The sequence below is a fragment of the Hydrogenophaga crocea genome (genome assembly GCF_011388215.1).
In the GTDB taxonomy this organism is placed as follows: domain Bacteria; phylum Pseudomonadota; class Gammaproteobacteria; order Burkholderiales; family Burkholderiaceae_C; genus Hydrogenophaga; species Hydrogenophaga crocea.
On sequence record NZ_CP049989.1, the window covers coordinates 3,468,350 to 3,480,696 of the forward strand.

A 12,347-nucleotide genomic window follows, 5' to 3' on the forward strand; every position below is an offset into this window, starting at 1 on the left:
CCCTTCACACCTTGTCGAGCGCCGCGATGCGGCGCACCACCTGCTGCACGATGTCGGCGGTCATGTCGCGGTAGAGCAGCAGCTCCTCGGCGTCCTTGGCGAGCACCTGGGTTTCGTTGAAGCTCAGGTCGCGCTCGAGCAGCAGCTCGGTGTCGTCGATGAGGATGCGCTCGTCGTGCGTCTGCAGGTTGAAGCGGAAGCGCTGGCGCAGCTGCAGTTCGCGCACCTGGCCCGAGGCGGTCTGGCCCACCACCGCGCGCTCGCGCTGGTCGAGCAGCACGCGCAGCACCACGGCATCGGGCGCGTCCTTGGGGTCGGCGGTGGTGATCACGCGCAGACCGTAGATCTGCAGTTCGCGGCGCAGCGCCGGCATCACGTAGGCACCGGCGCCGGCCAGGCGCAGCGCCGAGAAGCCGAACCGGGGCGCCTGGCGCAGCTGGAAGCCGCAGGCCGACAGGCCCAGCGCGGCGAAAGAGGCGAGCGCAAGACGCCGTTGCATGGTCAGACCACCAGGTTCACGAGCCGGCCCGGCACCACCACCACCTTCTTGGGAGCGGCGCCCGCGGCCTGTTTCACGAAGGCCTCGCTCGCGAGCGCGGCGGCCTCGATGGCGGCCTTGTCGGCGCTCGCGGGCACGGTGATGCTGCCGCGCAGCTTGCCGTTGATCTGCAGCATGAGCTCGATCTCGTCGCGCTGCAGCGCGGCCTCGTCGGCCTGCGGCCAGGGCGCGTCGAGCAGCTCGCCCAGCGGCGTGGTGTAACCGAGTTCGTTCCACAGCACCTGCGCAATGTGCGGCGTGGCCGGGTACAGGCAGCGCAGCAGGATGCCGAAACCCTCGGCCGCAGCGGCCTCGTCGGCCGTGCCCTCGGGCTTGAAGCCTTCGAGCGCGTTGAGCATCTTCATCGCGCCCGAGACCACGGTGTTGTACTGCATGCGCTGGTAGTCGTAGTCCACCTGCTTGAGCACGGTGTGGATCTCCAGGCGCAGCGCCTTGGCGGCCTTGGACAGCGCGGCCGTGCCCACGCCGGCCGCGAGCGCGCCCTGCGCGCCCGCGGCCGAGCGCTGCTGGCCGTGGGCCCACACGCGGCGCAGGAAGCGGTAGCTGCCTTCCACCGCCGAGTCGTTCCATTCGAGCGTGGCCTCGGGCGGCGCGGTGAACATGGTGTACAGGCGCGCGGTGTCGGCGCCGTACTTCTCGATCAGGTCCTGCGGGTCGACGCCGTTGTTCTTGGACTTGGACATGGTGCCCACGCCCTCGTAGTCGATCGGCGTGCCCGCGGGCAGATCGCCCACGGGGTTCTTGAGCTTCGCGCCCACGATCTTGCCGCCCTCGTCGAACACGTTCTCGACGTCGTGCGGCCAGAAGTACTCCTTGCCGCCCTTGTCGGTGCGCCGGCTGTAGATGTGGTTGAGCACCATGCCCTGCGTGAGCAGCTGGGTGAAGGGCTCGTCGACCTTGACCAGGCCGAGGTCGCGCATGACCTTGGTCCAGAAGCGGGCGTACAGCAGGTGCAAGATCGCGTGCTCGATGCCGCCGATGTACTGGTCCATGGGCATCCAGTAGTCGGTGCCGCCGGCCACCATGGCGTCCGGGTTCTTCGGATCGCAGTAGCGCATGAAGTACCAGGACGAGTCCACGAAGGTGTCCATGGTGTCGGTCTCGCGCCGCGCCTTGGCGCCGCACACCGGGCACACCACGTTGGCGTGGAAGCCCGCGTGGTGCTGCAGCGGGTTGCCGCTGCCGTCGGGCACGCAGTCTTCGGGCAGCACCACGGGCAGGTCGCGCTCGGGCACGGGCACCGCACCGTGCTCGGGGCAGTGGATGATGGGGATCGGCGTGCCCCAGTAGCGCTGGCGGCTCACGCCCCAGTCGCGCAGGCGCCAGGTGGTTTTCTTCTCGCCCAGGCCTTTGGCACCCAGCGCCTCGGCCACGCGGTCGACCGCGGCCTGGTAGCCAAGGCCGTCGAGGAAGCCGCTGTTCACGCACACACCGCGCTGCTTGTCGCCGTACCAGTCGGCCCAGGCCTCGGTGCTGAAGGTTTCGCCGTCGACGGCGACCACCTGCTGGATGGCCAGGCCGTACTTCTTCGCGAAGGCGAAGTCGCGCTCGTCGTGCGCGGGCACTCCCATGACAGCGCCGTCACCGTAGCCCATGAGCACGTAGTTGCCGACCCACACGGGCACCTCGGCGCCGGTGATGGGGTGGGTCACGGACAGGCCCGTGGGCAGGCCTTCTTTTTCCTTGAGCGCGAGTTCGGCCTCGGTGGTGCCGCCCTTCTTGCACTCTTCGATGAAGGCCGCGAGCTGCGGGTTGCCGGCCGCCGCGTGCGTGGCCAGCGGGTGCTCGGGCGCCACGGCGCAGAAGGTCACGCCCATGATGGTGTCGGCGCGCGTGGTGAACACGAAGAGCTTGCCGTCGCCGATCAGGGCGCCGCTGGCGTCGCGGATCTGGTGCGGGAAGGCGAAGCGCAGGCCCTCGCTCTTGCCGATCCAGTTCTCCTGCATCAGCCGCACCTTGTCGGGCCAGCCGTTGAGCGTGGCCTTGGGGTTGCCGATCTGCACGTGGTCGAGCAGCTCACCCGCGTAGGCGGTGATGTTGAGGTAGTAGCCCGGGATCTCGCGCTTTTCGACCAGCGCACCGGTGCGCCAGCCGCGGCCGTCGATCACCTGCTCGTTGGCGAGCACGGTCTGGTCGACCGGGTCCCAGTTGACGACCTGGGTCTTGCGGTAGGCGATGCCCTTCTCGAGCATCTTGAGGAACAGCCACTGGTTCCACTTGTAGTAGTCGGGCGAGCAGGTGGCAACCTCGCGGCTCCAGTCGATGGCCAGGCCCATGGCCTGCATCTGCCGCTTCATGTACGCGATGTTGTCGTAGGTCCACTTCGCGGGCGGCACCTTGTTCTTGATCGCTGCGTTCTCGGCCGGCAGGCCGAAGGCGTCCCAGCCCATGGGCATGAGGACGTTGTAGCCCTTCATGCGCAGCTGGCGCGTGAGCATGTCGTTGATCGTGTAGTTGCGCACGTGGCCCATGTGCAGCTTGCCGCTGGGGTAGGGCAGCATGGAGCAGGCGTAGAACTTCTTCTTGCCGGCGTCTTCGGTGACGCGGTAGGCGTCGGCGGCGGTCCATTGCGCCTGGGCCTGGCGCTCGACGTCTTGGGGGGCGTACTTCTCTTGCATGGGGTGGGATTGCTCAGCGCAGGCCGAGCACGTCGAACATGTCGTAGAGGCCGCTCTTGCGGCCCGCCAGGAATCGCACCGCGCGCAGGCTGCCCTGCGCGTAGGTGGCGCGGCTGCTGGACTTGTGCGTGATCTCGATGCGCTCACCCGTGCCCGCGAACAGCACCGTGTGGTCGCCCACGATGTCGCCGCCGCGGATGGTGGCGAAGCCGATGCTGGAGGGATCGCGCTCGCCGGTGACACCTTCGCGCGCGTAGACCGCGCAGTCCTTGAGGTCGCGGCCGAGCGCGTCGGCGATCACCTCGCCCATCTTGAGCGCGGTGCCGCTGGGCGCGTCGACCTTGTGGCGGTGGTGCGCCTCGATGATCTCGATGTCGTAGCCGGTGGCCATGGCCTTGGCCGCCATCTCGAGCAGCTTGAGCGTGACGTTCACGCCCACACTCATGTTGGGCGCCATCACGATGGCGATCTTCTTTCCGGCTTCGGCGATGCGCGCCTTCTCCTCGTCGGAAAAGCCGGTGGTGCCGATGACCAGGTTCACCCCGTGCGCCACGCAGGCGTCGAGGTGGGCCATGGTGCCCTCGGGGCGCGTGAAGTCGATCAGGCAGTGGCTGCCGCGCAGCGCGGTGGCGAAGTCGGCGGTGATGGTCACGCCCGTGGCCTGGCCCGCGTAGGCGCCGGCGTCCTGGCCGATCGCGGGGCTGGCGGCCACGTCGAGCGCACCGGTGAGGGCACAGTCGCCGCTGGCGCGCACGGCTTCGATCAGCATGCGGCCCATGCGGCCGCTGGCGCCAGCCACGCTGACGCGGTGTTGTGCGGCGGCGTTCATCGGCTGCTCCCGGTGCCGCTGTCGATGGGCGGGAAGCTCGTGGTGGCCGGCCGGGGCGCTGCGCTCGCCGGCGTGGGCGGGTTCTGCGGCTTGTTGCGCTCGGCAAAGGTCTTGAGCTGCTCGTCGGTGGCCTGCAGCACCGGCGGCTTGGCGCCGCGCTGGCCGCGCCGCGCGTCGAGCGAGGACACGAATTCGAGCTCGCTGGGCAGATCGTCGGCCTCGTGGCGCTCGAGCACGCCGTCCTTGAAGAACACCGCGACCCGGCGGCGCACCGGCGCCTCGCCGCGGCGCTGCAGCGTGAACACGTAGTCCCAGCGGTCGGCGTGGAAGACGCTGGTGAGCAGCGGCGAACCGAGGATGTCGCGCACCTGCTCGCGCGCCATGCCCGGCTTGAGGGCCTCGACCTGCTCGCGGGTGACGACGTTGCCCTGCAGGATGTCGATCTTGTAGGGCGTGATGAAGGAGCACCCCGACACGGCCAGCACAAGGGCCAGCGCGGGAAGCAGTCGATGACGGACGAGGGACATGTGGGACACCCTGGACAGCGCATGGGCAATGGCCCTGGCGCGGGCGGCGTGCAGCCGGCGATAATCGGTCGGCCATTGTAGTGAGCCTGCCCCCACCGCCATGTCTACCAACCTCGAAGAACTCAAGAGCACCGGCCTCAAGGCCACCCTGCCGCGGCTGAAGATCCTCGAGGTCTTCCACAACGCGCAGCAGCGCCACATGACGGCCGAAGACGTCTTCCGGGTGCTGCTCGAAGACCGCAGCGACATCGGCCTGGCCACCGTCTACCGCGTGCTCATGCAGTTCGAGCAGGCCGGCCTGCTCACGCGCAGCAATTTCGAATCGGGCAAGGCCGTCTACGAGCTCAACGAGGGCCAGCACCACGACCACCTGGTCTGCCTCGACTGCGGCCGGGTCGAGGAATTCTTCGACGCCGAGATCGAGCGGCGCCAGCAGATGGTGGCCAAGGCGCGCGGCTTTGCGCTGCAGGAACACGCGCTGTCGCTCTACGCGAATTGCACCAAGAGCGAGTGCCCGCACCGCGGCGCGAAGAAGTAACGGATACGGGAACCGCCGCCGGGCCGCCCCAAGGCGGAGCGTGGGGGCGTCATTCGTCGCGCGACATGGCCGCGCGGTGGCGCAGCACGAATTCCTGGTAGGTGTCGATGCCGCGCAGCTGCAGGATGGTGTTGCGCACCGCGGCCTCCACCAGCACCGCGATGTTGCGGCCGGCCACCACCTGGATCACCGCCTTGCGCACCGGCACGCCGAGCACGTCCTGGTACAGCGGCTCGTAGGGCATGCGCTCGTAGTCGCGCTCCATGGTCTCGCGGCGCACCAGGTGCACGATGAGCTGCAACCGCATCTTGCGGCGCACCGCGGTCTCGCCAAAGATCGCCTTGATGTCGAGCAGGCCGATGCCGCGCACCTCGAGCAGGTTCTGCAGCAGCTCGGGGCAGCGGCCCTCCACGCTGGTCTGGTTGATGCGGTAGAGGTCCACCGCGTCGTCGGCCACCAGGCCATGGCCGCGCGAGATCAGCTCCAGGCCCAGCTCGCTCTTGCCCAGGCCAGACTCACCCGTGATCAGCACCCCCATGCCCAGGATGTCCATGAACACGCCGTGCATGGTGGCGCGGTCGGCGAAGTGGCGCGACAGGTAGGCGCGCAGCACGTCGATGACGAACGCGGCCGACTCCTTGGTCGCGAACATCGGGATCTGCGCGCGCTCGCACATGGCGAGCAACTCGTCGGGGGCGGGCTGGCCATCGGCCACCACGAGCACGGGCGGCTCGAGCGTGACGATGCGCGCGACGCGGCGGCGGTTGTCTTCGGTGCTCGGGCTCGTGAGGTAGGCGACCTCGCGCTCGCCGATGACCTGCAGCCGGTAGGGATGGATGTAGTTGAGGTAGCCGACCAGGTCGGCGCCCGAGCGCGCGGCACGGATCGCGACCTCGTCGAAGCGCCGCTCGGACGCGCCGAGCCCGGCGATCCACTGCCACTTCAGCGAATCCCGATGGTCCTCGAACAGGACGTCGGCGCTGACGACGGTGGGTTTCAAGGGCTGGCGGGCGTCAGGCGGCCGCGTGGGCCGATTGCCAGTGGGCGATCAGGCCGTGCAGCGCGGCGGCGTCGGCCGAGCCCTTCATCTGCTCGCGCAGCACGCTGTCGCTGAGCAGTTCCGCGATCTCGGAGAGGATCTCGAGGTGCTTCTGCGTGGCCGCCTCGGGCACCAGCAGGAAGATCATGAGCTGCACCGGCTGCTCGTCGGGCGCGTCGAAGCCGATGGGGTTGGCGAGCTGGAACACCGCGGCCAGCGGCTGCTTGAGGCCCTTGATGCGACCGTGCGGGATGGCCACGCCGTGGCCCAGGCCGGTGGAGCCGAGCCGCTCGCGCGCGAACAGGCTGTCGGTGATCAAGGCGCGGTTGAGGCCATGCAGCGTTTCGAACAGCAGGCCCGCTTCCTCGAAGGCGCGCTTCTTGCTCGTGGCATCGACGCTCACGAGCACTTGTGCGGCAGGCAGGATGGCAGAAAGACGGTTCATGGCGGCCCTTTCGGACCGCGGATTATGCGCCTCTCACTTCCCACGGCCAGATGAAAGGGACAAAAAAGCCGCTTGACAATTCAAGCGGCTTGTTGCATTGCAGCAAGGTCACAAACCCACGCGCGGCGCGGGTTGTGACGGTTTTCACGCCAGGCGTTTGAGCGCGTCGTGGTGGTGTTCCTTGGTCTTGGTCTTGTAGCGCAGCACCTGCCGGTCGAGCTTGTCGGCGAGGTCGTCGACCGCTGCGTACAGGTCGGCGTCGGCGCTCTCAGCGAACAGGTCGCGGCCTTTGACGTGGATGTTGCACTCCGCGCGCTGGCGCAGGTCTTTCTCCTTGAGGTTGTCCACGGTGAGCAGGACCTTGATGTCCACCACCTGGTCGAAGTGCCGGGAGATGCGTTCGAGCTTGCTCGTGACGTAACCGCGCAGGGCGTCCGTGACCTCGAGGTGGTGACCGCTGATCGTCAGATTCATGGATGAGCCTCCTATGCTCCGGGTTGACACAGGCCGCCGGTGGCAGGGCCACCCGGCGACCACGGGATGGCTTGCGACCCACTATGCCCACGAACCCCGGCCGGCGCAAGGCGCAAACGTCAGAAAACGTGACTTCCTGACCAGCGTCAAACCGGCGGGCCGCCCGCCACATGGCCGACACCAGCAAGCCGAGCGGCGCATCGCGCCTGCCGCCCCTGCCATCGATGCTTCCCGCCGCACACGCCGGTGACCTATGCTCCACGCATGGACGGCCCCGGTGACCTGCAGGTGCGGCAGCGGCGCGAACAGATCCGCCTGCTGGCGCGCAACGTGCCGGCACTGGTGTTCGGTTCGCTGATGCTGGGGACGGGCGCGACCGTGCTGCTCTGGGCCAACCAGCAACCCCACGCTCAGGTGGCGGGGTGGGCCATCGCCCTGCTCGCGCTCAGCGCGTGGCGCCTCTGGATGGCCCGGCGCTTCTGGCGCCGCACCGCGGCCGGCGATCCGCCCGAGCGCTGGGGCCCGTCCTTCGCCCTGACCTCGGCCGTGGCCGGCCTGTGCTGGGGTTTGCTGGCCTGGCTGTTCTTCACGCCCGACAACCCGCTGAACATCGCGGTGATCTCGATCATGATCACCGCCATCCTCTCCAGCGCCACCCAATCGCTGGGGCCGTACTTCCCGGCCTACGTGGCCTTCGCGGTGCCCTGCGCCGTGCCGTTCGCCACACGCTGCCTGAGCTCGGGCAACACGGCGCTGGTCACCCTGGGGCTGCTGGCGACCGGTTTCCTGGGCATGTCGCTGGTGTTCTCGCGCCGCATCGCCCGCGCCATCGCCGAGGCCTTGCAGCTGCGCTTCGAGAACGAATCGCTGATCGGCCAGCTCACCGCCGAGAAGGAACGCGCCGAAAGCGCCAGCGTGGCCAAGACGCGCTTCCTCGCGACCGCCAGCCACGACCTGCGCCAGCCCATCCACGCCATGAGCCTGTTCGTGCCGGCGCTGCAGGCGCTCTCGGAACGCGCCGAGATCAGCCCGCGCACCGTGGGCAGCATCGCCGAGCGCATGCAGGGCGCGCTCGACACCATGGCCCAGTTGCTCAGCCGGCTGCTCGACATCTCGCGACTGGACGCGGGCGCGCTGCAGCCGCGGCCGCAGGCCGTGTCGCTGGGGCCCGTGCTGCGCCGCGTGAGCGACGAAGTGGCCCAGCAGGCGCGCACCAAGGGCCTGCGCCTGCGGGTGCGCGGCGGCCACCTCGCGGTGCGCGCCGATCCCGCGGTGCTGCACACCATCCTCAGCAACCTCGCGGGCAATGCGGTGCGATACACCGAGCGCGGCGGCGTGCTGCTGGCCGCGCGCCGCCGCGGCGACCGCGTGAGCATCGAGATCTGGGACAGCGGCGTGGGCATCGAGGCGCACGACCTGCCGCGCGTGACGGAAGAGTTCTTCCAGGCCGGCAACGTCAAGCGCGACGCCAGCCAGTCGCGCGGCTTCGGGCTGGGGCTGGCCATCGTCAAGCGCTCGGCCGACCTGCTCGGCGGGCAACTGGTGCTGCGCTCGCGCCCGGGGCGCGGTTCGGTGTTCTCCATCGCGCTGCCGCGCGCCGACAACCCCGAAGCCGGCCCCGAAGGCAGTTCCCCGCCCTTGCCGCCCTGCACCACGCGCACGGTGCTCGTGGTCGACGACGACGAGCACATCCTCATGGCCATGGCCCTGCTGCTGCGCGGCTGGGGGCACGAAGCGCTCACCGCCACCAGCCGCGAGGACGCGCTGACCGTGCTCGGCGCCGCGCCGCGGCGGCCGGACATCGCGCTCATCGACATGCACCTGCGCGGCGGCCAGAACGGCGTCGACGTGATCGCCGCGCTGCACGAGCGCCTGGGTGCCCCGGGTCTGCACACCGCGATCGTCACGGGCGACACCAGCCCCGAGGTGCTGGCCACCATCCGCGCGGTCGGCGTCACCGGGCTGCACAAGCCGGTCGATCCCGACACCCTGCGCCGCTTCATCGACAACGCCCCAACGCCCCCCTGAACCCATGTCGCTCGACACCGTGCTCACCCACAACACCGTGCTGGCGCCGCAGGCCGCGGTGCGGCCCGACGGCTGCGCGCTGGTGCTCATGGGTGGCGGCGCGCGCACCGCGTACCAGGCTGGCGTGCTCAAGGCGCTGGCGGCCATGCTGCCAGCCGGCCACACGGCTTTCCCCTTCCATTGGCTGTTCGGCACCTCGGCGGGCGCGCTCAACGCCAGCTACCTGGCCAGCCAGGCCGGCAACGGCGCGGCCGCGCTGCCGCGGCTGGCCGAGTTCTGGCACCGGCTGCGCTCGCACCAGGTCTATCGCCTCGAAGCGCCGAGCTGGGTGCGCGCCAGCCGCGTGCTCGCGGGCTGGACACTGTCGCGCCAGGTGCGGCGCCACCGCGCGCTGCTCGACACGCTGCCGCTGGTGGACACGCTGCACCGCGCGATCGACCTGCGCGGGCTCGAGACCGCACTGGAGCTCGGCGCGCTCGATGCCCTGGGCGTGACCGCTTCGAGCTACACCACGGGCGAGCACTGGACCTTCTGCCAGACCCGCGCCGACTGCGAGCTGCGGCCCTGGCACCGGCCGGGCCGGCGTGCCGACTTCCAGCCCATCACCATCGAGCACCTGATGGCGTCGAGCGCCATTCCCTTTCTGTTCCCCGCGGTGCCGCTGTGGGTCAACGGCCGCCGCGAGCACTTCGGCGACGGCTCCATGCGCCAGCTCTCGCCGCTGTCGCCGGCGATCCATTTCGGCGCCCGCCGCGTGCTGGTGCTGGGCGTGGGCCAGCCGCAGCGCGCGGGCCTGGCGCCGGGCAACGCTGACGAGCCCACGGCCGGCACCATCGCGGGCCACGCCATGGCCAGCGTGTTCCACGACACCCTGCAGGCCGACGTGGAGCAGACCCAGCGCGTGAGCCAGACGCTCGCGCGGCTGCCGCCCGCGCTCGCAGGCATGCTGCCCTACCGCCCGGTGGACGTGCTGGCCCTGCAGCCCAGCGTCTCGCTCGACGAACTCGCCATGAAGCACGTGCACGAACTGCCCACCCCGACGCGCCACACGCTCAGCGGCCTGGGAGCGCTCGACACCCGCCGTGGCGCCAGTGCGAGCGCCGCGGCCCTGGCGAGCTACCTGCTGTTCGAGCCTGGTTTCGTGCAGGCGCTGATCGCCCTGGGCGAGCACGACGCCTGGCGCAAAGAGGCCGAATTGCGGGCCTTTCTCGCGCCGGCTGTCACAGACGCTGCACGGGGTGCGATGCCATAATCGCGCCCACCCACCGGAGCCCCCCATGGAAAGCACACCCCCCAGTCGTGTGCTTTCAGCCCCCTCCGTCACCGTCTGAGCCCGCGCTCGCCGCAGCGCACCGCCCGGCGGTCGGCCGGCTGAAAGCGCCACCGAAACCGCCGGCCGGCCCACCGGCCTCCCCGTCCAACGCATCGTCTGCCGGGAGCGCGCCATGCTCAACGTCTTCACCCTGGCCAACGGCCGCCTGTTCCAGGAAGAAATCGAGTCCCTGGAAGAACTCGCGAAATTCAAGCCCATCTGGGTCGACCTCGAATCGCCCACGCCCGAAGAGCGGCGCTGGGTCAAGCAGCACTTCGGGCTGTCCATCCCCGAAGACGCGATGGACGAGGACATCGAGGAATCGGCGCGCTTCTTCGAGGAAGACAACGGCGAGCTGCACGTGCGCAGCGACTTCCTCATCGACGACGACGAAGACCCGCGCGCCATCCGCGTGGCCTTCATCCTCAACGAGCACAACGACTCGCTCAAGAGCCGCGGCGTGCTGTTCTCGATCCACGACGAAGACGTGCCCGTGTTCCGGCTGCTGCGCATGCGCGCGCGCCGCATGCCCGGCCTGATCGACGACGCCAAGGACGTGCTGCTGATGCTGTTCGACGCCGACGCCGAGTACTGCGCCGACACGCTCGAAGACATCTACGACGACCTCGAGGCCGTGAGCGCCAAGGTGCTGTCGGCCGAGGCCAGCGACTCGGCGCTCGGCGAAGCGCTGTCGGCGATCGCGCGCCACGAGGACATGTCGGGCCGCATCCGCCGCAACGTGATGGACACGCGCCGCGCGGTGAGCTTCATGATGCGCAGCCGCCTGCTCAGCGCCGAGCAGTTCGAAGACGCGCGCCAGATCCTGCGCGACCTCGACTCGCTCGACGGCCACACCGCGTTCTTGTTCGACAAGATCAACTTCCTGATGGACGCGACCGTCGGCTTCATCAACATCAACCAGAACAAGATCATCAAGATCTTCTCGGTGGCCAGCGTCTCGCTGCTGCCGCCCACGCTGGTGGCGAGCAGCTACGGCATGAACTTCCAGTTCATGCCCGAATTGGGCTGGACCTTCGGCTATCCGTTCGCGATCGTGCTGATGATCGTGTCGGCGGTGGTGCCGATGGTCTACTTCTGGAAGCGCGGCTGGTTGAGGTAAGAACACCCCCGCGCCGCACCTGCGGTGCGTCACCCCCTCAAAGGGGGCAACACCGGCGGCCCGGCAAAGCCGGTTCCGCGGTGTTTCTCGCCAGCTCCCCCTCCACCCCCCAACAAAGCCGCGACGATGGCCGCGCTGTAGCGGCTCGCGACCTGCGTGAGAAAGCGCGGAAAGTCCACGTGGGCCGCGTCGTCGGCGCGGTCGGAGATGGTGCGCACCACCGCCACCGGCACGCCGAAATCGGCGCACACCTGGGCCACGGCCGCGCTTTCCATGTCGACCGCGAGCGCGTCAGGCAGCTCGGCCTGCAAGGCCTGGCTTTCGCTCGTGCGCGAAACGAAGCGGTCGCCGCTCACGATCAGGCCCTGGTGCACACGGGGCGCGGTCAGGCCGAAGGCGGCCACGGCCTCGGCGCCGGGCATGGCACGCGGATCGCGCAGGCTGGCCTCGCAGGCGCGCACCAGCGCATCGCCGAGCACCGCGTCGGTGGCGAAGCGCGAGCGGCCGTAACCGGGCACCTCGTGGCGCGGAAAGATCGGCGAGGCGTCCATGTCGTGCTGCAGCAGCGCGCGCGCCACCACCACGTCGCCCACCTTCACGCCCGCGCCCAGGCCACCGGCCACGCCCGTCATCACGACGCGGCTGGCCTGAAAGCGCTCGATCAGCAAGGCCGTGGTGGTGGCCGCCGCCACCTTGCCGATGCCCGAGAGCACCGCGACCACGGCCTGGCCGTGCAGGTGACCCTGCCAGAAGGCTCGGCCCGCGAGGGTGGTGCGCTGCTCGTCGGGCAGCAGGTCGAGCACGGCCTGCAGCTCCTCGGGCAGGGCGCTGATCAGGGCGAGCGTCATGCGCCGCGCG

At 69.6% G+C, this 12,347-nt stretch carries 12 protein-coding genes; 4 read left to right on the forward strand and 8 right to left on the reverse strand.

Annotated features, from left to right (window positions below):
* Window positions 1-4 precede the first annotated feature (4 nt).
* Genes G9Q37_RS16415 through G9Q37_RS16430 form a run of 4 tightly spaced genes read right to left on the reverse strand, consistent with a single transcriptional unit; the run spans window position 5 to window position 4,533 of the window.
* Window positions 5-499, reverse strand: coding sequence for an LPS-assembly lipoprotein LptE (locus tag G9Q37_RS16415; RefSeq protein ID WP_166228813.1), 495 nt, complete (start codon window positions 497-499; stop codon window positions 5-7).
* Between the two features lie 2 nt (window positions 500-501).
* Window positions 502-3,177 (reverse strand): leucine--tRNA ligase, encoded by a 2,676-nt coding sequence (leuS, locus tag G9Q37_RS16420; protein WP_166228815.1) that lies wholly within the window; start codon window positions 3,175-3,177, stop codon window positions 502-504.
* Window positions 3,178-3,190: 13 nt separating this feature from the next.
* Window positions 3,191-4,006, reverse strand: coding sequence for a 4-hydroxy-tetrahydrodipicolinate reductase (dapB, locus tag G9Q37_RS16425; protein ID WP_166228817.1), 816 nt, complete (start codon window positions 4,004-4,006; stop codon window positions 3,191-3,193).
* On the reverse strand, window positions 4,003-4,533 hold the full coding sequence (locus G9Q37_RS16430) for an outer membrane protein assembly factor BamE (protein ID WP_166228819.1): 531 nt from the start codon (window positions 4,531-4,533) through the stop codon (window positions 4,003-4,005). The genes dapB and G9Q37_RS16430 overlap by 4 nt, the downstream gene beginning before the upstream one ends.
* A 100-nt stretch (window positions 4,534-4,633) precedes the next feature.
* Between G9Q37_RS16430 and fur the strand changes: the two genes are divergently transcribed.
* Window positions 4,634-5,071, forward strand: coding sequence for a ferric iron uptake transcriptional regulator (fur, locus tag G9Q37_RS16435; RefSeq protein WP_166228821.1), 438 nt, complete (start codon window positions 4,634-4,636; stop codon window positions 5,069-5,071).
* Between the two features lie 49 nt (window positions 5,072-5,120).
* Here the strand turns inward: fur and hprK are convergent, their stop codons facing one another.
* The 3 genes from hprK to hpf all read right to left on the reverse strand — a co-directional run bounded on the left by hprK (window position 5,121) and on the right by hpf (window position 7,029).
* The gene (gene hprK / locus G9Q37_RS16440; RefSeq protein ID WP_166228823.1) at window positions 5,121-6,071 is read right to left on the reverse strand and encodes an HPr(Ser) kinase/phosphatase; all 951 of its coding nucleotides are present in this window, start codon (window positions 6,069-6,071) and stop codon (window positions 5,121-5,123) included.
* Window positions 6,072-6,084: 13 nt separating this feature from the next.
* On the reverse strand, window positions 6,085-6,555 hold the full coding sequence (locus G9Q37_RS16445) for a PTS sugar transporter subunit IIA (RefSeq protein WP_166228825.1): 471 nt from the start codon (window positions 6,553-6,555) through the stop codon (window positions 6,085-6,087).
* 144 nt (window positions 6,556-6,699) lie between these two features.
* Window positions 6,700-7,029, reverse strand: coding sequence for a ribosome hibernation-promoting factor, HPF/YfiA family (gene hpf, locus G9Q37_RS16450; RefSeq protein WP_166228827.1), 330 nt, complete (start codon window positions 7,027-7,029; stop codon window positions 6,700-6,702).
* A gap of 264 nt (window positions 7,030-7,293) precedes the next feature.
* Here hpf and G9Q37_RS16455 point away from each other — a divergent pair, with 264 nt between their 5' ends.
* From G9Q37_RS16455 to corA, 3 genes are all read left to right on the forward strand, one after another.
* Entirely contained in the window at window positions 7,294-9,057 is a 1,764-nt protein-coding gene (locus tag G9Q37_RS16455) for a hybrid sensor histidine kinase/response regulator (protein ID WP_166228829.1), read from the forward strand.
* 4 nt (window positions 9,058-9,061) lie between these two features.
* Window positions 9,062-10,309 (forward strand): patatin-like phospholipase family protein, encoded by a 1,248-nt coding sequence (locus G9Q37_RS16460; RefSeq protein WP_166228831.1) that lies wholly within the window; start codon window positions 9,062-9,064, stop codon window positions 10,307-10,309.
* Between the two features lie 193 nt (window positions 10,310-10,502).
* Entirely contained in the window at window positions 10,503-11,489 is a 987-nt protein-coding gene (gene corA / locus G9Q37_RS16465; protein WP_166228833.1) for a magnesium/cobalt transporter CorA, read from the forward strand.
* 29 nt (window positions 11,490-11,518) lie between these two features.
* On the opposite strand, the gene G9Q37_RS16470 is transcribed toward corA, so the two are convergent.
* On the reverse strand, window positions 11,519-12,337 hold the full coding sequence (locus tag G9Q37_RS16470; protein ID WP_166228835.1) for a 5'-methylthioadenosine/adenosylhomocysteine nucleosidase: 819 nt from the start codon (window positions 12,335-12,337) through the stop codon (window positions 11,519-11,521).
* Window positions 12,338-12,347 lie beyond the last annotated feature (10 nt).

What these genes read in the sequence shown, in the direction of transcription:
- dapB (WP_166228817.1), bottom strand. Translation starts at nt 4,006, where the DNA reads ATGAACGCCGCCGCACAACACCGCGTCAGCGTGGCTGGCGCCAGCGGC.
- leuS (WP_166228815.1), bottom strand. Translation starts at nt 3,177, where the DNA reads ATGCAAGAGAAGTACGCCCCCCAAGACGTCGAGCGCCAGGCCCAGGCG.
- hpf (WP_166228827.1), bottom strand. Translation starts at nt 7,029, where the DNA reads ATGAATCTGACGATCAGCGGTCACCACCTCGAGGTCACGGACGCCCTG.
- G9Q37_RS16455 (WP_166228829.1), top strand. Translation starts at nt 7,294, where the DNA reads ATGGACGGCCCCGGTGACCTGCAGGTGCGGCAGCGGCGCGAACAGATC.
- G9Q37_RS16445 (WP_166228825.1), bottom strand. Translation starts at nt 6,555, where the DNA reads ATGAACCGTCTTTCTGCCATCCTGCCTGCCGCACAAGTGCTCGTGAGC.
- G9Q37_RS16470 (WP_166228835.1), bottom strand. Translation starts at nt 12,337, where the DNA reads ATGACGCTCGCCCTGATCAGCGCCCTGCCCGAGGAGCTGCAGGCCGTG.
- G9Q37_RS16460 (WP_166228831.1), top strand. Translation starts at nt 9,062, where the DNA reads ATGTCGCTCGACACCGTGCTCACCCACAACACCGTGCTGGCGCCGCAG.
- G9Q37_RS16430 (WP_166228819.1), bottom strand. Translation starts at nt 4,533, where the DNA reads ATGTCCCTCGTCCGTCATCGACTGCTTCCCGCGCTGGCCCTTGTGCTG.
- fur (WP_166228821.1), top strand. Translation starts at nt 4,634, where the DNA reads ATGTCTACCAACCTCGAAGAACTCAAGAGCACCGGCCTCAAGGCCACC.
- corA (WP_166228833.1), top strand. Translation starts at nt 10,503, where the DNA reads ATGCTCAACGTCTTCACCCTGGCCAACGGCCGCCTGTTCCAGGAAGAA.
- G9Q37_RS16415 (WP_166228813.1), bottom strand. Translation starts at nt 499, where the DNA reads ATGCAACGGCGTCTTGCGCTCGCCTCTTTCGCCGCGCTGGGCCTGTCG.